Here is a 20332-nt window from a genome sequence, read left to right on the forward strand (position 1 = left end):
CGCCCGCACCCCGGTCCGCTCACTCCCGCACCGGATCCGCCGTCCCGTACCCGCCGCCCCCCGGGGTCCGCATCACCAGTACATCGTCCACGCCGACCGTCGCCGCATCGCAGCCCCGCAGCGGCTCGGTCGTACCGTCGGCCCGTTCGACGGAGTTGGCGCCCAGCGCGCCCGGCGCGCCGCCCGCCATGCCGTACGGCGCGACGCGCCGGTGGTTGGTGAGCAGGGCCAGCGTCATCGGCGCCAGGAAACGCAGCCGGCGCTCGACGCCGCAGCCGCCGTGCCACCGGCCGGTGCCGCCGCTGCCGGGGCGGATCGCGAAGCTGTCCACCCGGACCGGGTAGCGCCACTCCAGCACCTCCGGGTCGGTCAGCCGGGAGTTGGTCATATGGGTCTGCACGGCGTCCGCGCCGTCGAAGCCGTCGCCCGCGCCCGAGCCACTGGCCACCGTCTCGTAGTACTGCACCCGGTCGTCGCCGAAGGTCAGGTTGTTCATGGTGCCGGAGCCCTCGGCCTGGACGCCCAGCGCCGCGTAGAGCGCGCCGGTGACCGCCTGGGAGGTCTCGACATTGCCCGCGACGGTGGCCGCGGGGAAGACCGGAGCCAGCATCGAGCCTTCGGGGATACGGACCTCGACGGGCTTGAGACAGCCGCTGTTGAGCGGGATGTCCTCGGCGACGAGCGTCCGGAAGACGTACAGGACGGCCGCCATCACCACCGAGCTGGGCGCGTTCGCGTTGCCGGGCAGCTGGGGTGAGGTGCCGGCGAAGTCGAGTACCGCGCTGCGGGCGCGCCGGTCGACGGTCAGCGCCACCTGGATCCGCGCGCCGCTGTCGGTCTCGTAGCGGCAGGAGCCGTCCGACAGTCCCGCGATGATCCGCCGCACCGATTCCTCGGCGTTGTCCTGGACGTGCCGCATATAGGCCCGTACGACATCGAGCCCGAACTCCTCGGTCATCCGGCGCAGTTCCTGGATGCCCTTCTCGTTCGCGGCGATCTGGGCCCGCAGATCGGCGATGTTGGCGTCCGGCGCGCGCGAGGGGTACGGGCCGCCGGCCAGCAGTGCGCGGGTCTCGCGTTCGCGCAGCACACCGTCGCGTACCAGCAGCCAGTTGTCGAAGAGGATGCCCTCCTCCTGGATGGTGCGGCTGAAGGCGGGCATCGAACCCGGGGTGATGCCGCCGATCTCCGCGTGATGGCCGCGGGAGGCCACCAGGAAGAGCAGCTCCGCACCGCCCGTGACGGCCACCCCCGCCGCCGTGCCGAAGACCGGTGTGACGACGGTGACGTCCGGGAGGTGGGTGCCGCCGTGGTACGGATCGTTGACCGCGTACACATCGCCGGGCCGCAGCTCCCCCGCGCGGCGCCGCAGCACCTCCTTGATGGACTCCCCCATCGACCCCAGGTGCACCGGGATGTGCGGGGCGTTGGCGATCAGATTGCCGTCGGCGTCGAAGAGCGCGCAGGAGAAGTCGAGGCGCTCCTTGATGTTGACGGAGTGCGCGGTGTTCTCCAGGCGGACGCCCATCTGCTCGGCGACGGCCATGAAGAGGCTGTTGAAGACCTCCAGCAGCACCGGGTCGGCGCCGGTGCCGGCCGCGGCCCGGCCGGTGCGCGGCCGGGCCCGGGTCAGCAGGAGGTGCCCGCGGTCGCCCGCGGCCGCCCGCCAGCCCGGGTCGACGACCGTCGTCGCGTCCTCCTCGGCGATGATCGCCGGGCCGGTGAGGGTGTCGCCGGGGCGCAGCTCGACGCGCCGGTAGAGCCCGGTGTCCTGCCAGCGCCCCTGTGCGTACATCCGCACCGTCGCGGCGGGCCGCAGCTCCCCTTCCCCGGGCGGCAGGGCGGCCCCGTGGTCGGCGGCACCGCCGGCCGCGCCGGTCGCCTCGACCGACACCGCCTCGGCCACCAGGGGCTTGTCCATCGTGAAGGCGTAGCGGGCCCGGTGCGCCCGGTGGAAGTCCCGGGTCATGGTGGCGGCGTCGGCCAGCGGTACGCCGATGGTGGAGTCCGTCCCGGCGTAGCGGATCAGCACCCGCGCCCGGGTGGTGAGCGAGGCGTCCGGCACCCCCTCGGCCAGCAGCTCGCGCCGGGCCTGTCCGGCGAGCTCGGCGCAGACCTCCCGCACCCGGTCGGCGGACACCTCGTCGGTCAGCTCGCACTCCACGGCCTGTTCGCGCATCGCGGTGGCGTCGGCGACCCCGATGCCGTACGCGGAGAGCACCCCGGCCAGCGGCGGGACGAGGACCGTGCCGATGCCCAGCGCGTCGGCGACCGCGCAGGCGTGCTGGCCGCCCGCGCCGCCGAAGCTGGTCAGCGCGTAACGGGTGATGTCGTGGCCGCGCTGGACGGAGATCTTCTTGACGGCGTTGGCCATGTTCAGCACCGCGATGTCCAGGAAGCCGGCGGCGACGTCCTCGGGGCCGCGGTCGTCCCCCAGGGCGGCCGCGGCGCGCCCGGCCAGCTCCGCGAACCGGGTCCGCACGATCTCGGCGTCCAGCCTCCGGTCGCCGGTTGGCCCGAACACCGCCGGAAAATGGCCGGGCTGCACGCGGCCGAGCATCACATTGGCGTCCGTGACGGTCAGCGGGCCGCCGCGGCGGTAGCAGGCCGGTCCCGGTACCGCGCCCGCCGAGTCGGGTCCGACCCGGTAGCGGCGCCCGTCGAAGTGCAGCACGGAGCCGCCGCCCGCCGCGACGGTGTGGATGTTCATCATCGGGGCCCGCATCCGGACGCCCGCGACCTCGTTGCCGAAGACCCGCTCGAACTCGCCCGCGTAGTGCGACACATCGGTGGAGGTGCCGCCCATGTCGAAGCCGATCACCCGGTCGTGGCCCGGCCCGGCTTCGGCGGCGCTGCGGACCATGCCGACGACGCCGCCCGCCGGGCCGGAGAGCACCGCGTCCTTGCCGCGGAAGTGCACGGCCTGCCGCAGCCCGCCGTTGGACTGCATGAACATCAGCCGGACACCGGGGAGTTGGGCCGCGATCTCGTCGACGTACCGGCGCAGGATCGGCGAGAGATAGGCGTCGACGACGGTGGTGTCCCCGCGCGGCACCAGCTTCATCAGCGGGCTGACCTCGTGCGAACAGCTCACCTGCGCGAACCCGGCCTCCCGGGCCAGCTCGGCGACGGCCCGCTCGTGCGCGGTGTACCGATAGCCGTGCAGCAGGACGACGGCCGCACTGCGCAGCCCGTCCGCGCGGGCCCGGCGCAGCGCCCGGCGGACGGCACCGGTGTCCAGCGGCCGGACGACCGCACCGTGCGCGTCGACCCGCTCCGGCACCTCGATCACCCGGTCGTACAGCGCCTCGGGCAGCACGATCCGCCGGTCGAAGATCCGCGGCCGGTTCTGGTAGGCGATCCGCAGCGCGTCCCGGAACCCCTCGGTGGTGAGCAGCACGGTCGGTTCGCCGGTGCGCTCCAGCAGGGCGTTGGTGGCGACCGTGGTGCCCATCTTGACGACGGAGACCCGGTCGGCGGGGACCGGCTCGTCCGGGCCGAGACCGAGCATCATCCGGATACCGGCCACCGCGGCGTCCCGATAGCGCTCGGGGTGGTGCGAGAGCAGTTTGCCGGTGACCAGCCGCCCGTCCGGCCGCCTGCCGACGACGTCCGTGAACGTGCCACCGCGGTCGATCCAGAACTCCCAGCGTCCCGTCATCCGGCCATTGTGTCAGCGCGCCGCCCCGACGGGCGGGCGGCGGATCGCCCGCCGGAGCCCCGTCGGTGTCCGTCGCGCGCCCCGTCGGCAACCGCCGTCCGACCGGTGCGCACGCCCCCGGAAACGGCCCGGGGCGGGTCCGTCCACCGGCCTCCCGGGTACCGCCTCGGCCGGCCCGCGGGTACGGGCGGAGCGGGACGGACCGGTGGACGGCGGCCGGGCCGCACGCCGCGGCCGGAAGCGAACGGGCAGGCATCGCGCACGACGCCGACGGGGTGCCTGGCGCGGCGTACGGCGGGTACGGGGACGGGATCCGGTGCCCCGGTATCCGGTGCCCCGGTATCCGTCCGGCCGGTGCGGGCGGGCCCGGCCGGCTCACCCCACGCGTGGCGCCACGTGCGCCGCGTGGACCGTGTTCGCCGCCGCGCGTCGCACCCCGCTGCCGTGTCCGTCACACCGCTGACGCGTCCGGCCCGAATCTGCTGCGTACGGCCGTCTGGACCTCGGCCTCCTCGGCCGGGTCGGCGGCGAGGCGGCGGAGTTGTTCGACGACCCGGGCGTCACCGGTCGCGGCGTGCCGGGCGGCCAGTTCCCGGGTGGTCTCCTCGCAGTCCCACAGGCATTCGACGGCGAAACCCGCCCCGAAACCGGGGTCGGTGGCGGCGAGCGCCCCGGCGGCCCGGCCGCGCAGATGCGAGGAGGAGGTCTCGCGGTAGACGTGGCGCAGGACGGGGGCGGCGCAGCCGACACCGAGGCGGCCCGCCCCGTCGACCAGTTCCCACAGCCCGTCCGCGTCCGGGCCCTCGGCGCGTACGGTCCTGCGCAGCGCGGCCAGCACCAGTGCGGCGTCGCGCTGCCCGCCGCGCCGGGCGAGCATCGCGGCGGCGGACGCGCCCAGCCGGTCCTCGCGCCGGGCCCAGACCCGGGCCCGGTCGACGGCCTGGACGCTGCGCATCCGCTCGAAGGAGGCCAGCGCGGCAGCGGCCAGCGGCTCCGCGGTCAACGGGTCGACGGCCACGTCCTCGATCAGGCCGAGGACGTCCGGGTCGCCGCGTTCGGCGAGGTGGTGCAGGGCGGCGGCGCGGGCGGCATCCGGCCCGCCGCGCGCGGCCCGTAGCAGTTCGGGGCGGTCCTCGGGGCCCGCGACGGCGGCCAGGCAGCGGGCGGCCGCGGCGTGCCGGTGTTCCTCGGGGTGCAGGTCGAGGCCCTGCTGGGCCCACTCCAGCACCTCGGTGACGCTCCAGCCGGGGCGCGGCCCGCGGGGCCGCAGCTGCCGCTGCCAGCGGTCGAAGGAGCCCTGCTCCCCGGCGGCGGCCAGCCGTCCGGCGTACCGGGCGTCCTCGGCCCACAGCCGCCAGGGCCGCGGCTCGAAGGCGTCGCGGACGGCGGTGGCCAGCGCGGCCTCCCCTTCCCCGGTCTGGGGGAAGCGGGCGAGGACGGCGGGGGCGAGGCCCATCAGCCCGGCGTCGTCGTCGCGCAGCGCCAGCTCGTCCAGGGCCCAGCGCCAGTTGCTGCCGACCGCGGCGTAGCTGCGCAGCAGCAGGCGCGCGGCGTCCCGGCCGTACGAGGCGAGGTGGCCCAGGACTGCGAGGGCGAGGCCGGTGCGCTCCTCGGCGGTGTCGATGAGGTCGTCGGGGTGGAAGAGGTGCCGTTCGATCTCTTCGAGCCCGCCGTCGAGCTGCATGTAGAGGCGCGCGTAGTAGAGCGAGCGGTTCTCCACCTGCCAGTCGCGGCGGGGGTCACGCAGCACACTGTCGTTGAGTGCCGCGAGCGCCTCGGCCCGCGGCGCCGCGAGGGCATGCAGGGTACCGTCGCCGCGGCCTCGCTGAAGGAGGCCGAGCAAGGTGCCACTGGGCGCTATGTCTGGATCGAACATGAGGTCAGCATCCGGTGCGGGGGACAGGCTGGCAACGGGATTTCCGCCGACCGGCATTCTTGCCGGTGACCGCGGGCCGTATGCATCGTTCCCACCGTGGATCGGGGGGCGTGACTGCTTGCGGCGGGCGCAGCCTAGCCTGGAAGCCATCATTCCGCCGATTCGGCCCTGGGTTGCCCCAGGGAGGCCGGGGGCATATGCCGGGTGCACCACCGTAACGGGTACCGCCAAATCCCTTACGGACAGTCGCAGCCTGTGCAACAGTCGTGACCGGCCCTTCTGTCAGACCTGGCCCCGGCGCCGCCTGATCACGGAGTACGTCATGCCGTCCCCTCGCTTCGCGGACCACCACGCCGCCCAGCCTCCCGAGCGTGAATCGGTGGAGGCACTCATCACGCAGGCCCGCCGGCTGCGCGGCGACCTCGACGCCGTCCGGCAGGAGGCGTCGTCCGCCGACGCCCCCGCCGACCCGCAGCAGCGCTGGCAGCGGGCCCTGTGCGATCTCGCCGTCCACCACCTCGACGACCTCGACGGCCACCTCGGCCAGCTGCGGGAGGGCCTGTCGGCCGACGCCGCGGACGGCGGGGGGGCGGACGCCGAGCCGCCGGCGGCCCCGCCCGAGCCCGAACCGCACGAGCGCGGCTCACTGCTGCGCCGGGTGGGCAGCGCCGAGTGGAATCTGCTCACGGACGAGGTGAGCTGGTCCGATGAACTCTTCGCGATGTTCGGCAGGGAGTCGTCCGACGGTCCGCTGACCCTGGACGAGCTGCCCTCCCTGGTCCTCGCGGAGGACCAGGAGGGGCTGACGACGATGGTCACCAACTGTCTGGTGGACGGCCGGCCGATCGACGGCGAGTTCCGCATCGTCCGCTCCGACGCGAGCGTCCGCACGGTGCACATGGTGGGCGAGCCGGTCCTCGACGCCGACGGCGGTACCGCCTGTATGTGGGCCGTGCTGCGGGACGTCAGCGCGCTGCGCCGCAGCCAGCAGGTGGCGGCCGAGACCCGCGAATCGTTGCAGCGCCAACGGCATATCGCGCAGACCGAGCACCGGCTCGCGGTCGAGCTCCAGCAGGCCGTGCTGCCGCCCTGGCGCGGCTCCCTCCAGTTCCCGCAGAGCGGCCCGGCCGCCCTCGACCTCGCCGGGCACTACCTCCCCTCCGGCACCCGGGCGCTGATCGGCGGCGACTGGTACGACGCCCTGCAACTCCCGGACGGCAACACACTGTTAAGCGTCGGCGATCTCACCGGGCACGGCGTCGCCGCCACCTCCGGGATGGCGATGGTGCTCGGCGCGCTGCGCGGTATGGCCGTCGCGGGACAACGGCCGGGGCCGCTGATGGGCTTCCTCAACCAGCTCCTCGACACCGCCGCCCAGCCCGCCCTGGGCAGCGCGGTGTGCTGCCGCTTCGACCCCGCCACCCGTCTGCTGGAGTGGGCCCAGGCCGGGCACCCCGCACCGCTGCTCTTCCGCGGCGGTACGGGGCGCGCGCTGGACCCGCCCGAGGGGGTGCTGCTCGGCGCCACGACGGGCGCGGCCTACACCCAGCGCACCGAGCAGCTGGCCCCCGGCGATCTGCTCGTCCTGCACACCGACGGACTCGCGCCGCGCCGTACGCACCACTCGGACGCCGCCCATGAGGGCGCCGAGCGGCTGCTCGCGCTGGCGCCGCGGTTCGCCGCGGCGCGCAGTGCGCAGGACGGTGTCCGTATCGTCCTGGAGGAGTTCGGCAGCACCGAGCGCGAGCACGACGCCTGCGTGCTGATCGCCAGAGTCGGCTCCTGACGAACCGCGCGCGGACGGCGGGCGGACCTGACGGCCGGATTTCGGCCGACCTGATACCGGGTGGAGGTAATGGCCGGGTGGCGGGGTGTGTGGTGTCACCCCGTCACACCGAGAGGCCGCCCAGCGCCGGTCCCCACTCCGGTCCCAGTCCCGCCCCCTTCTCCCGGGCCTTGCCCTTCGCCTTCTCCTTCGGCATGACCTGCTGGATTTCCTCGCGCAGTTCCTGGATCTTGGCGGAGTTCGCGTACTGCCCGGTGAGCCGGAACATCTCGCGCAGCCGGTCCCAGGTGCGGTGGGAGGAGTTCTCACCGATGGTGGCCAGCGCCAACCGGGCGTACCGGTCGGCTTGTTCGGGGTCGTCACCGATGAAGCACGCCGAGGCCATCGAGAGGTAGTCGAAGATCTGCGACCGCTGGTGGCCGCTCCCCCGCAGCCGGAGCGCCTGCTTGGCGTGATGCTGGGCCAGCCCGGCGACCGACGGATCGTGGTCGGCGAGCGTACGGAAGGCCAGCGCCTGCATACCGTGCAGATCCGCCTCGTCGAAATTCTGCATCCAACTGGGCGGTGGCACATCGGCCTTGTCCGAGACGAAGAGCTCCTCCGCCTCGCCCAGGGTGCGGCGCATCGCCTGGCCGTGGCCCTTGGATGCCTGCGCCCATGCCTCGATGGTGTACAGCATGGCGCGGGTGCGCGGCAGATTCTCCGCTCCGGAACCGGACTTGGCCAGCTTCATCAGATCCAGCGCATCGTCCGGACGGCCCAGATGGACCATCTGACGGGCGGCGCGGGAGAGCGCCTCCCCGGCGCGCGGTCGGTCGCCGCCCTCGCGCGCCGCGTGGGCGGCGATGACGAAGTATTTCTGGGCGGTGGACTCCAGGCCCACGTCGTGGGACATCCAGCCGGCCAGCACCGCCAGATTGGCCGCCACCCCCCAGAGCCTGCGTTGCAGATGGTCGGGGTGGCGGTAGGCGAGCATGCCGCCGATCTCGTTGAGCTGGCCCACTACGGCCTTGCGCTGCAACCCGCCGCCGCGGGCCGCGTCCCAGGCGCGGAACACCTCCACCGAGTGCTCCAGCGCGTCGATCTCCTGCGACCCCACGGGGGCCGCCTCATAGCGGTCGAGGCCGATCTGGTCGAGCTGATCACGCCGGCCGGCCGAGCCGGCGGCGAACGGGTCGTGGGAGGAGGTGGCCGAGGTGGCCGGGTCGGTGTGCAACCAGTCGTGCATGGCGCCGGTGAGTGCGGAGCCTGCGGCGAGCGCAGCGCCCGCGCCCACCAAGCCGCGTCGGTTGAGCATGAGGTCCATTCCCGTGAATTCCGTGAGGACCGCAGCGGTCCGCTCGGGTGCCCACGGCAGACCGTCCGTGGCCTGCCGTTTCCCCGCGCGGCCGGTTCTTGCGAACCCGAGATCCTCGATGGTTACGACACGGCCGAGTCGCTCGGTGAACAGGGAGGCCAGGACCTTGGGCACCGGATCGCGCGGGGTCTCCCCCGTATCGATCCAGCGCCGCACTCGCGAGGTGTCGGTCGCCAGCTGCGGATGCCCCATGGCCGCCGCCTGCCGGTTGACCAGTCTCGCCAGCTCTCCCTTGGACCAGCCCGCCAGGCCGAAAAGGTCCGCGAGACGGGTGTTCGGCTCCCTGTCCACGTCAAGCCCCCAGGTTCCTCGACTGAGTTGACAGTAACGGCCCGTGACGTGCGCGGCGACCATTCGCCAGGGTTCGCCAGGGTGCGCCAGATGGTCTGCCACCCGCGCCCGAGTGTTCTGTAGGTGTGCAGCCCCCGGCCCGGTGGCGGGACCGCATTCCCCAGGGTGCGAGCCCTGCGCAGGGGCCCTGGATCGGCCTTCTGCACGGGACCCTTCACCGGGTTCTCACCACCGGGCCGGGGGCACGCACGCAATTCGTCGGCGCACGAAGGGACCTGTCTCACCCATGTACGCAGCATCGTCCGCCGTGACCGCCCCCACCCGGCCGTACCGGCCGCACACCGCAGGCAGCGGGCCGTATCTCGCCCCCGCCGCTGCCGCGGGGGCGGTCAACGGCCTGTCCGGCGGCCACACCCGGCGGGCGCAGGGGACGGGCGCCCAACCGCTCAGCGGGAGACTCGACTTGTCCGGCCCACAGGGTGCACAGCTGCGCGCCGCCGTCGCCTCGGTGCACCGCATCTGCCCGGAGTTCAACCCGGTCAAGGTGCTGCGCCGCGGCGGCAGGTCCGTTCTCCTGGTGGGCACCACGGGCCGTACGACCGCGGTCGCGAAGTGCTTACTGGACCATTCCCCGGCCTGGGCGGAGCGGTTCCGGCAGGAAATAGTCGCCTATCGCGCGTTCGTCCGGCACCGTCCGCCGGTGCGGGTACCGCGGCTGGTGGCCGCCGACCCCGACAACTGCACCCTGGTCGTGGAGCGCATGCCGGGCCGGGTCGCCGCCGTGCAGCGGCATCCGTCCGAGGCACCCGCGCGCGCGGACGTCAGGGCCGCGCTCGGCGCGATCTGCCGGGTCAACCTCTGGCGTCCGCAGGCCGGGCTGTTCGACGCCCCGCTGGACTACCCGGACCGCATCGGCCGGTACCACGACCTCGGGCTGCTCACCGACCGGGATCTGGGCGACCTCCAGAAGCTGCTGCGCGGTCTGTCGCACACCCAGGGCCAGTTCTGCCACGGCGACGCGCTGCTGAACAACGTCCTGCTCTCCCCCGCGGGTCCGGTGCTGCTGGACTGGGACAACGCGGGCTGGTATCTGCCGGGCTACGACCTGGCGACGCTCTGGTCGGTGCTGGGTGACGCGCCGGTGGCCCGCCGTCAGATCAGTCAGCTGGCGCAGGCGGCGGGGCCGGCCTCGCGGGACGCCTTCCTGGTGAATCTGATGCTGGTGCTGACCCGTGAGATCCGGCGCTACGAAACCGCGGTCCAGCGGACCATGCGCGAGCCCGCGCCGACGGGGACAGCGAGTACGGGACAGTCCGGGGCACCCGCGGCGGGCGAGGAGCAGCGACTGCTCCTGCGCCGGCTGCACGACGACTGCCAGATGGCGCGGCGTGCGGTGCGGGCGGCGGTCGGCACGCGCTGACCGCCGACGGGGGACTGTGAGCGGCGCGCCCGATCCGGGCGCGCCGCTCACCCGTGTCCGCCCAGCCGTGCCCGCTCGGCTGCCGCGGCCCGCCGGTGCCCGGCTTTCCGGATCCGCTCCGGATCCGCTCCGCCTTCGCTCCCGTATCCGTGCCGTGTCCGCTCCCCTCCCCACTCCCCGGATGCGCGGAACCGGACCCTCCGGAGTCCTCCGCCGCATATTCGTGATCCGCGCCGGAGCCCGGACATTGGTCCATTCCACTGACGCACCGCAGGCCGGGAGCCCGCAGTGGGAAAGCTCCTCGGGACATGCTCTGACATGCGAAATCCCGATCCCGCACGGTCATTGACGGGGCGTCGGCAAAGGGGTACCCCTAGCCGAGCAGGACCACGGGTCCGGTCCCGCCCCGCACGGCCGTTCACGCACCACCCGCCACACCGTCCCGGCTCGGGCCGGCTCTGAGGAGGCTCTTTTGCGAGAATCCGCCCCGATTGACACGAAGAGAACTGCCCGCCCCACCTTGCGCAGGTCCGCCACCGCCGTCGCCACCGCGGCGCTGATGGTGCCGCTGATCTCCGCCGCGCCCGCCGGGCAGACCCGGGCGGACGCCGCCTTGCAGCGGGCCTTCACCGACGCCTCCGCCCGTTTCCAGGTGCCGCGCAGTGTGCTGCTCGGCGTCTCGTACCTGGAGTCCCGCTGGGACGGCCACGGCGGCGCGCCCAGCGTCTCCGGCGGCTACGGGCCCATGCATCTGACCGACGCCCGGACGGCGCTGGCCCGCGAGCCGGAGTACGGCACGGCCGCGACGGACACCCGGCGGACCGGCGCCCGCGGTGACGGTACCGGCGCCCGTGGGGCGACGCCCGCGGCGCGGCCGGCCGCCCTGCCCGCCGAACTCCCCGCCCGGCTGCGGACGTTGCCGACGGCGGCGCGGCTGACCGGGCTGCCCGCCGAGAAGCTGCGCACCGACCCCGCCGCGAATGTGCTCGGCGGCGCCGCGCTGCTCGCCGCCGAGCAGCGCGCGCTGGGGCTCCCCGGCAGCACCGACCCGGCCGAGTGGTACGCCGCGGTGGCGCGCTACGCCGGCGAGGACAGCGAGCAGGGCGGCACGGTCTTCGCCGACGAGGTGTACGACCTGCTTCGCCACGGCCGGACCCGGACCACCGACGCGGGGCAGCGGATCACGCTGGCCGCCGCGCCCTCACTGGTCCCCGACCGTACGCAGCAGAAACGTATCTCTGCGGGCCCCGCCACCACCGCCGTCCAGGCATCCGCCCCGGCCGGGACCGCCGTGCCGGAGTGCCCGTCGAGCGTCGCCTGCGAGTCGGTTCCGGCCCCGTACGCGCAGTTCGGCGACAACAACTACGGCAACCACGACCGGGCGGACCGCCCCGCGGATCTGCGCGTCGACACCATCGTCATCCACGACACCGAGGGGTCCTGGGAGACGACGCTGAAGCTGATCAAGGACCCGGCGTATGTGTCGTGGAACTACACGGTCCGCTCCTCGGACGGGCTGATCGCCCAGCACGTCCCGACCAGGGACGTCGCCTGGCACGCGGGCAACTGGTACACCAACTCGCACTCCGTGGGCATCGAACACGAGGGCTTTCTGACCGCGCCGGACGCCTGGTACACGGAGGCCATGTACCGCACGTCGGCCCGGCTGGTGAAGTATCTGAGCCGCAAGTACGACGTACCGCTGGACCGCCAGCACATCCTGGGCCACGACAACGTGCCCGCCACGTCGCCGTCCACGGTCCCCGGTATGCACACCGACCCCGGCCCGTACTGGGACTGGGGCCACTACTTCGCGCTGCTGGGCAAGCCCGTCACGCCCACCGCGGGCCCGCACGGCGGTCTGGTCACCATCCGCCCCGACTACGACCGGAACGAGCCGGTCTACACCGGCTGCGAGAAGGGCGGTGCCCCCTGCGCGGCGCACGGCTCCGCCGCGGTCCGGCTGCACACCGCCCCGCGCGAGGACGCCCCGCTCGTCAAGGACGCCGGGCTGCACCCGGACGGCAGCGCTTCGACGACCGACGTCAACGACACCGGCGCCCGCGCCACGACGGGACAGCGGTTCGCGCTGGCGGGCCGCTCCGGTGACTGGACGGCGATCTGGTACCTCGGTCAGCGGGCGTGGTTCCACAACCCGCGCCACCAGCCGACGGCGGTGAACGCGAAGGGCCTGATCGCGACACCCAGGGCCGGCCGGTCCGAGATCCCGGTCTACGGAGTGGCGTACCCGGAGAAGGCCGCCTACCCGGCCGGTGTGCCGGTCCAGAACGTCACCCCGCTGCCGTACAAGCTGGCCGCCGGCCAGCGGTACGCCGTGGGTCAGCGGCTGACGGGCGACTTCCTCTACGCCAAGTCCTTCGACGTCCGCGAACACGTGGTCGTGCGCGGCGAGGACGCGTACTACGAGATCCAGCTCGGGCACCGCGTCGGCTATGTGCGGGCGGCCGACGTGGACGTGCGGCCGTCGGACCGGTAGCGCCGCCCGGGTGACGGCACCCGTGTGACGAGAGCACGTCGCGCCCGGTGGACGGCGGTCCGTCCACCGGGCGCGACGGATGACCGCGCGGCGCTCAGCCCTGCTGGAAGAGCTCCGCGGGCAGCGGCTTGAGCAGGGCGTAGAGGTCGTCGGTGATCGGCCGGTCCCAGCTGGCGATGGTGACCAGTACACCGTCACTGCGGTCGAACTGGGCACAGGAGATACGGCTCTCGGAGCATTTGATGCGCTTGACGATGAGCAGGTTGTCCTCGTGCATCACGGGGGTGTCCTCGCGCTCGACGACCACCACCGGCTCGTCGTTGCCGAGGGCCGCGAGGAGCTGGGCCACCTCGAAGGGCACCTGGTCCTCGTCGAGGTCACGGGCCGGCGAGCCCTCCGGCAGATTGCCGATGATCATCGCGGGGCCACGGCCGCCGAACAGGTCGTAGCGGAGGAAGACGCCCTGGCAGCTGCCGTCGGGTGCGGGCAGCAGCCCGGCTCCGAGGTTGCCCGGCCAGTCCCCGGGGTCCATGGCGAGGACGTCGAAGTCAGGCCCGGCGGGCGTGGCTGCGCTGCGGCGGCGGAGGAAGGACATGCCGCCATCGTACGTGGCCCGGCCGGACGCGCCGCGCGGACGTCGGGGTGGGCCCGGCCGGGCGCCGGGGCGGGGCGCGCGACGGCGTGGCGGGCGCGGCCGTCCGGGGCCCCGCGCGCGGCGGCCCCGGTCCCGGGCCGGGTCGCTCAGCTCCGGTCGGCGAGCGTGACCAGGTGGCGGAGCGCCTCGCCGGCCGCGTCGTACGGGACGAAGAGGTGGTCGTGGTGGAAACCCGCCACGACATTGCAGCTCAGTCCGGCGGTGGCGAGTTCGGCGGCGACGGCGGCGGTCAGGCCGACGGCGTCCAGCGCCGAGTGCACCCGCAGCGTGATCCAGCCGGCGACGTAGCCGTACGCCAGGCCCGCGCGGTCGGCCTCCTCCTGGCGGAGGACCAGCGTGGTGCCTTCCGGCTCGGCGACGGTGACCACGGGCCGCAGGCCCTCGGGGATCCCGCCGACCACGGTCGTGAAGACATAGCGGCCTTCGTTCAGCTCGGGCCGCATACCGCTCAGCAGCGCCCGGAGATCACGCTCACCCGTCATGACCGCCACTCTACGGCGCACCGGTCCGCCCGCCGCGGGCGCCCGGTCGCGGCGGGCGGACACGGCGAGGGTCACGGCGGCGGGCCGGGCGGGCGCGGTTGCCGCAGACGGGGTACGCCGCTCCCGGCACCGACGGCGGCCGGCCGCACCACCGCGCACGGGGATCGCGACACCGGCCCCCGGCACAGGCAGTCCGCGCATCGCCCAACTCCCGGCCACCACCGGCGTACGTCAGGTCAGGTGGGCGCCGACCCGCCCGCGGCCGCTGCCCGGCCATACCGTCCGTCGCCTCCCCGCGCCTCCCGGTTCCCCGCCGACGGCCGGCGGCACCACCGCGTACGGGGACGGACCGGGTGCCGCGGACGGCGGCGGCACGGCGGTTCGCGGGTGGGGCGCGTGGTGCGGCCGCGCCCGCTCGGACGGGTCAGCCGGGCGGGGGTTCGGTGCCGACCAGCCACATCGAGAAGAACTGTGCGCCGCCTCCGTAGGCGTGTCCCAACGCCCTTCTGGCGCCCTCGATCTGGTGGTCGCCGGCCTGTCCGCGGACCTGGAGGGCGGCCTCCGCGAAGCGGAGCATTCCGGAGGCGCCGATGGGGTTGGTGGACAGGACGCCGCCGGAGGGGTTGACAGGGAGGTCGCCGTCGAGTCCGGTGACGCCGGACTCGGTGAGTTTCCAGCCCTCCCCCTCGGCGGCGAAGCCCAGGTTCTCCAGCCACATCGGCTCGTACCAGCTGAAGGGCACGTACATCTCCACCGCGTCGATCTCCCGGCGCGGGTCGGTGATGCCCGCCTGCCGGTAGACATCGGCCGCGCAGTCCTTGCCGGCCTGCGGTGAGACGGAGTCCTTGCCGGCGAAGAGGGTGGGTTCGCTGCGCATCGCGCCGCCGTGCACCCAGGCGGGCGGGTGGGGCGCGCGGGCGGCCCCGGCCCGGTCGGTGAGGATCATCGCGCAGGCGCCGTCGGAGGACGGGCAGGTCTCGGAGTAGCGGATCGGGTCCCAGAGCATCGGGGACGCCTGGACCTGCTCCAGGGTGAGGTCGTGTTCGTGCAGATGCGCGTAGGGGTTCTTCAGGGCGTTGCGGCGGTCCTTGTAGGCGACCAGGGAGCCGATGGTGTCCGGGGCGCCGGTGCGCCGGATGTACGCGCGCACGTGCGGGGCGAAGAATCCGCCGGCGCCGGCCAGCAGCGGCTGCTGGAAGGGGATCGGCAGGGAGAGCCCCCACATGGCGTTGGACTCGGACTGTTTCTCGAAGGCGAGGGTGAGGACGGTGCGGTGGATCCGGGCGGCGACGAGGTTCGCGGCGACCAGGGCGGTGGAGCCGCCGACCGAACCGGCGGTGTGTACCCGCAGCATCGGTTTGCCGACGGCGCCCAGCGCGTCGGCGAGATACAGCTCGGGCATCATCACGCCCTCGAAGAAGTCGGGGGCCTTGCCGATCACCACGGCGTCGATGTCCGCCCACTCCAGCCGGGCGTCGTCCAGGGCGCGGCGGGCGGCCTCGCGGACGAGTCCGGCGAGGGAGACATCGCGGCGGGCGGCGGCGTGCGCGGTCTGGCCGATACCGGTCACGGCCACGGGTTCCTTGCTCATGCCTCCCCCTCCAGGACGGCGACCAGGTTCTGTTGCAGGCACGGCCCCGAGGTGGCGTGCGCGAGGGCGCGGTCGGAGTCGCCGCGCTGGATACGGTCGGCGGCCTCGCCGAGGCGGATCAGCCCGGTGGCCATGACGGGGTTGGCGGCCTGGGCGCCGCCCGAGGGGTTGATCCGTACCGTGTCGTCGAGGGCGAGCGCCTGCCGCAGGACGACCTCCTGGGAGGTGAAGGGGGCGTGCAGCTCGGCGGTGTCGACGGGGCGCAGGAAGGCGCCGGCGCGTTCGGCGGCGAGCCGGGTGGACGGGGAGTCGGTGAGGTCGCGAACGCCCAGGCCGTGGGCCTCGATGCGGTGGTCGAGGCCGCGGATCCAGGCCGGCCGGCGGCCCTGCGCGGCGGCCAGCCGGCGGGCGGTGTCGCCGGCGGCGAGGATCACGGCGGCCGCGCCGTCGCCGATGGGCGGGCAGTCGCCGGTGCGCAGCGGCGCGACGACGTACTCGCCCGCCGGGCGCGGGCCGCGCCGCTGGGCGTGCGGATTGGCCGCGGCGGCGGTGCGGTCGCGGTCGGCGATGGCGGCCAGTTCCGCCTCGTCGGTCCGTCCGGCGTCGATCAGCGCCTGGGCCTGGAGGGCGGCGAGCGCGACGGAGTCGGGCCACAGCGGGGCCAGGTAGTAGGGGTCGAGCTGACGGGTGAGCACCTCGCGGAGGTCGCCCGGGGAGGACTTGCCGTACGCGTAGACCAGCGCGGTGTCGGCCTCGCCGGTGAGGAGCTTCACCCATGCCTCGTACAGGGCCCAGGCGCCGTCCGTCTCGACATGGGATTCGGAGATCGGCGGCCAGGCGCCGACGCCGTCCAGGGCCATGGTGAACGAGAAGGCGCGGCCGGCGAGGTAGTCGCTGGAGCCGGAGCAGGTGAAGCCGATGTCGCGGGTCCGCAGGCCGGTGCGGCGCAGGACGTCGTGCAGCACCGGCATCAGCATCTCGACCTCGGAGGTCTGTGCGCTGTCGCGGACGTGGTCACTCTGCCCGAAGGCGACGATGGCGACCTCGCGCATCAGATCAGCTCCTTGTAGCTGTCGTAGGGAGCGTCGGGTTCGCCGGTGGGGCGGTAGTGGTCGGGGAAGGGGCCGTCACCGGTCCACACCGGTTCGACGCGCAGGCCCATCCTGACCTGGTCGTAGGGGATGCCGCCGATGCGCGCGTGCAGGGCCAGACCGGCGCCGTCCAGGGCGATGTGGGCGTAGACGTAGGGGACCTCGATGTCGAGGTTCCGGGCCTTGATGTTGACGATGCAGTACGTGGTGACGGTGCCGCGGGGGCCGACCTCGACCTGGGTGTCGGTGGCGATGCCGCAGGTGGGGCAGGCGCCGCGGGGCGGCACATAGACCTTGTGGCAGGAGGGGCAGCGTTCGCCGACGGTCTTGTGTCCGGCGAGCGCCTGGAGGTAGCGGGACTGGGCGCGGCCGGGTGCGTAGGTGTAGTCGAGGCGGGCGGGGGTGGTGATGCCGGTGACGGGGTCGGCGAACTCCCCGCTGTGGGCGGCCGGTCCGGCGCCGGTCCGCGGTCCGTCGTACGGGGTGAAGCAGGCGATGTCGGTGATCGCGCCGGTGCGTTGGGCGGCCCAGCGGATGCGGACCCTCAGGCCGGTGTGTACGGACTCCGGGCCGGGGACGTCCAGGGCGTGCAGCAGCGCGGTGTCGGCGCCGTCGAGCCGGACCAGGACCCAGGCGAAGGGGGTGGCGAGCGGCTGGCCGCGGCGCGGGGCGGGGTTCCAGGCCCAGGTGGTGACGGTGCCGGTCGATCCGACCTCGACCAGTTCGCGGATCTCCTCGGCGGTGACCGGGTCGTATTCGGCGGGCGGGACGATCGCCCGTCCGTCGCCCGCGCGGACGCCGAGGACGGTGCCCTCGCGCAGCCCGGTGAGGAAGGCGCTCTGGACGGGGCCCAGCGAGCGGGTGAAGGGGAACTCCACCACGAGCGGCGCCGTGCGGATATCGGCCATGCGGAACTCCTCGGGTCAGGCGCGCCGGTAGACGGGTGGGCGCTTCTGGGCGAAGGCCAGGGAGCCCTCCTTGGCGTCGGCGGTGGCGAAGACCGGCCAGCCGCGCTCCAGTTCGGCCTTGAGCCCTTCGGTCTCGGGCAGTTCCGCCGTCTCGTAGACGGACGCCTTGACGGCTTCGACGGCCAGCGGGCCGCAGGCGTTGATCTGTTCGGCGATCTCCAGGGCCTTCTCCAGTGCGGTGCCGTCGGGTACGACATGGCCGATCAGGCCGATGTGTTCGGCTTCGCGCGCCGGGTAGGGCCGTCCGGTGAGCAGCATTTCCAGGGCGTGGGTGCGGGGGATCTGGCGGGCGAGGCGGACGGTGGAGCCGCCGATGGGGAAGAGGCCGCGCCGGACCTCGAAGAGCCCGAAGACGGCGCTCTCCCCGGCCACCCGGATGTCGGTGCCCTGGAGGATCTCGGTACCGCCGGCGACGCAGTGGCCCTCGACGGCGGCGATCACGGGTTTGCGCGGGCGGTGGTGGCGCAGCATCGCCTTCCAGTGCAGGTCGGGGTCGTCGCGCAGCCGGTCGCGGTACTGCTCGCCGGTCATCCCGTCGCCCGCGAGGGCCTTGAGGTCCATACCGGCGCAGAAGGTGCCGCCGGCGCCGGTGAGCACGATGGAGCGGATCGCGTCGTCCTCGTCGGCGGCCACCCAGCCGTCGTACAGGCCCACCAGCATCGGCAGCGAGAGCGCGTTCTTGGCCTCCGGCCGGTTGAGGGTGAGCACCAGTGTCGCGCCGACGCGCCGTACGGTGAGATGTTCGGTACCGCTCATGCCGTCCTCCCGTCTCCAGACGGAGAACAGGTTGCAGCAGCCGAACGGCGACTTCAAGAGTTTTCTGACAGACAGTCAGTTTTCTTGGCCACGGCCCTTCCCTGCGCCCCTCGGCGGCGCTCTAATGACCGCCAAGCCGACGTCCGCCCGGTCTGGAGGAGACGTGGAGTACAACCTTGCCGACCTCTTCGAGTCGATCGTCGACACGGTCCCCGGCCGCGAGGCGCTGGTGTACCTCGACCATCCGGGAACCGGCGCCGAGCGCCGGCTCACCTACGCGGAGCTGGACCGGGCCGCCAACCGCCTCGCCCACCATCTGCGCGACCACGGCGTCGGCCCCGGGCAGCACGTCGGGCTGCACCTCTACAACGGCGTCGAGTACCTCCAGACCCTCTATGCCTGCCTGAAGATCCGCGCGGTGCCGGTCAACGTCAACTACCGCTACGTGGCGGACGAGTTGGCCTATCTCTACCGGGACGCGGACCTGGTCGCCCTGGTCTACGACGCGGAGTTCACCGAACGGGTCGCCGCCGCCCTGCCCCGGGCCGCGCGGCTGCGGCACCTCGTACGGGTGGGCACCCCGCCCGCCGGTGCCGTCGGGCCGCGCCTCGCCCCCGTGCCGCTCGCGGACGCGGAAGCCGCCGGATCGCCCGAGCGCGGCTTCGGCCCGCGCTCCGGCGACGACCGGATCGTCATCTACACCGGCGGCACCACCGGTATGCCCAAGGGCGTGGTGTGGCGGCACGAGGACCTGTTCTTCTCCGGGATGGGCGGCGGGGCGCCGACCGGCGAGCCGGTCGGGCGGCCGGCGGAACTGGCCGAACGGGTCGCGGCGGGCGGTGACGGCATCGTCTTCTTCCCCGCTCCCCCGCTGATGCACGGCACCTCCACGCTCACCGCGTTCATCGCCTTCCACTTCGGCCAGAAGGTCGTCCTGCACCGCAAGTACGCGCCCGAGGACGTGCTGCGCACCGTGGCGCGCGAGCGGGTCACCAGCGTCTCGCTGGTCGGCGACGCGATGCTGCGGCCGCTCGTCGACGCGCTCGGCGGACCGCTCAAGGGCACCGACTGCTCCTCGCTGTTCAGCGTCAGCAGCTCCGGCGCGATCCTCTCGGAGACCGTACGGGACCAGTTCGCCGCACTGGTCCCGGGCGCCCTGCTGCTGAACAACTTCGGCTCCTCGGAATCCGGTTTCAACGGCACGGCCACCGAGGACTCGGGCCCGGACAAGGGGTTCCGGCTGCGGGTCAACTCCCGTACGGCGGTGGTGGATCCGGCCACCCACCGGCCGGTCGCGGCCGGCGGTACGGGGCGGATCGCGCTGCGCGGGCACGTACCGCTGGGCTACTACAACGACCCGGAGAAGACCGCCGAGACGTTCTTCGAGGCGGACGGCGACCGGTGGGTGCTGCTGGGCGATATGGCGACCGTGGACGCCGAGGGCATCGTCACCGTGCTGGGCCGGGGCTCGCAGTGCATCAACTCCGGCGGCGAGAAGATCTACCCGGAGGAGGTCGAACAGGCGCTGAAGGCCCATCCGGACGTCTACGACGCGCTGGTGGCGGGTGTCCCGGACGAGCGGTGGGGCAGCCGGGTGGCGGCCGTCGTCCAGCTCCGGGCCGGTTCGGCGCCGTTGGACCTGGCCGGTGTCCAGGACCACTGCCGGACCCGGCTGGCGGGGTACAAGATCCCGCGCGCCGTCGTCTTCACCGACCGCATCCGGCGCTCGCCCAGCGGCAAGGCGGACTACCGCTGGGCGAAGGCGGTGGCGGCGGCCGGCGGGGAGTCGTAAGGAGCATCCGCGCACCCGCGGACGGGCCCCGCCCGGGTGTGCGGCGCGTACCGCGGACCGCGACCGGAAGTCGCCGACACCCGCTCGGACACACCGGCGCCGCCGGTGC

General features: G+C 73.7%; 13 protein-coding genes. 4 read left to right on the forward strand and 9 right to left on the reverse strand.

The window, feature by feature from the left end:
- Positions 1-19: 19 nt before the first annotated feature.
- Both ACLJWH_RS17485 and ACLJWH_RS17490 read right to left on the reverse strand, forming a co-directional pair.
- Complete coding sequence (locus tag ACLJWH_RS17485; RefSeq protein WP_411142644.1) at positions 20-3661, reverse strand: hydantoinase B/oxoprolinase family protein; 3642 nt, start codon at positions 3659-3661, stop codon at positions 20-22.
- Positions 3662-4112: 451 nt separating this feature from the next.
- The gene (locus ACLJWH_RS17490) at positions 4113-5537 is read right to left on the reverse strand and encodes a HEAT repeat domain-containing protein (RefSeq protein ID WP_411142645.1); all 1425 of its coding nucleotides are present in this window, start codon (positions 5535-5537) and stop codon (positions 4113-4115) included.
- 322 nt (positions 5538-5859) lie between these two features.
- Here ACLJWH_RS17490 and ACLJWH_RS17495 point away from each other — a divergent pair, with 322 nt between their 5' ends.
- Entirely contained in the window at positions 5860-7323 is a 1464-nt protein-coding gene (locus tag ACLJWH_RS17495; RefSeq protein WP_411142646.1) for a PP2C family protein-serine/threonine phosphatase, read from the forward strand.
- Positions 7324-7426: 103 nt separating this feature from the next.
- Here ACLJWH_RS17495 and ACLJWH_RS17500 read toward each other — a convergent pair whose 3' ends face one another.
- A complete protein-coding gene (locus ACLJWH_RS17500) occupies positions 7427-8971 on the reverse strand; it encodes a hypothetical protein (protein WP_411142647.1) in 1545 nt (514 codons plus the stop codon).
- A gap of 286 nt (positions 8972-9257) precedes the next feature.
- Between ACLJWH_RS17500 and ACLJWH_RS17505 the strand changes: the two genes are divergently transcribed.
- Entirely contained in the window at positions 9258-10391 is a 1134-nt protein-coding gene (locus tag ACLJWH_RS17505) for an aminoglycoside phosphotransferase family protein (protein ID WP_411142648.1), read from the forward strand.
- Between the two features lie 472 nt (positions 10392-10863).
- Positions 10864-12888 (forward strand): N-acetylmuramoyl-L-alanine amidase, encoded by a 2025-nt coding sequence (locus ACLJWH_RS17510; RefSeq protein WP_411142649.1) that lies wholly within the window; start codon positions 10864-10866, stop codon positions 12886-12888.
- A 94-nt stretch (positions 12889-12982) separates the two neighbouring features.
- Here ACLJWH_RS17510 and ACLJWH_RS17515 read toward each other — a convergent pair whose 3' ends face one another.
- From ACLJWH_RS17515 to ACLJWH_RS17540, 6 genes are all read right to left on the reverse strand, one after another.
- Entirely contained in the window at positions 12983-13483 is a 501-nt protein-coding gene (locus ACLJWH_RS17515) for a hypothetical protein (protein ID WP_052853723.1), read from the reverse strand.
- A gap of 146 nt (positions 13484-13629) precedes the next feature.
- The gene (locus ACLJWH_RS17520) at positions 13630-14025 is read right to left on the reverse strand and encodes an ACT domain-containing protein (RefSeq protein ID WP_411142650.1); all 396 of its coding nucleotides are present in this window, start codon (positions 14023-14025) and stop codon (positions 13630-13632) included.
- A 424-nt stretch (positions 14026-14449) separates the two neighbouring features.
- Positions 14450-15616 (reverse strand): thiolase domain-containing protein, encoded by a 1167-nt coding sequence (locus ACLJWH_RS17525; protein ID WP_411142651.1) that lies wholly within the window; start codon positions 15614-15616, stop codon positions 14450-14452.
- Positions 15613-16668 (reverse strand): thiolase domain-containing protein, encoded by a 1056-nt coding sequence (locus ACLJWH_RS17530; protein WP_411142652.1) that lies wholly within the window; start codon positions 16666-16668, stop codon positions 15613-15615. The genes ACLJWH_RS17525 and ACLJWH_RS17530 overlap by 4 nt, the downstream gene beginning before the upstream one ends.
- On the reverse strand, positions 16668-17615 hold the full coding sequence (locus tag ACLJWH_RS17535) for a Zn-ribbon domain-containing OB-fold protein (protein ID WP_411142653.1): 948 nt from the start codon (positions 17613-17615) through the stop codon (positions 16668-16670). Before ACLJWH_RS17535 ends, ACLJWH_RS17530 begins: the two co-directional genes overlap by 1 nt.
- Before the next feature lie 15 nt (positions 17616-17630).
- Positions 17631-18431 carry a crotonase/enoyl-CoA hydratase family protein gene (locus ACLJWH_RS17540; RefSeq protein ID WP_411142654.1) on the reverse strand — a complete coding sequence of 267 codons (801 nt, stop codon included), beginning with the start codon at positions 18429-18431 and terminating at the stop codon, positions 17631-17633.
- 163 nt (positions 18432-18594) lie between these two features.
- Between ACLJWH_RS17540 and ACLJWH_RS17545 the strand changes: the two genes are divergently transcribed.
- Positions 18595-20223: an acyl-CoA synthetase gene (locus ACLJWH_RS17545; RefSeq protein ID WP_411142655.1), complete on the forward strand. Its 1629-nt coding sequence runs from the start codon at positions 18595-18597 to the stop codon at positions 20221-20223.
- Positions 20224-20332: the final 109 nt, after the last annotated feature.

Source organism: Streptomyces sp. x-80 (assembly GCF_046549095.1).
In the GTDB taxonomy this organism is placed as follows: domain Bacteria; phylum Actinomycetota; class Actinomycetes; order Streptomycetales; family Streptomycetaceae; genus Streptomyces; species Streptomyces celluloflavus.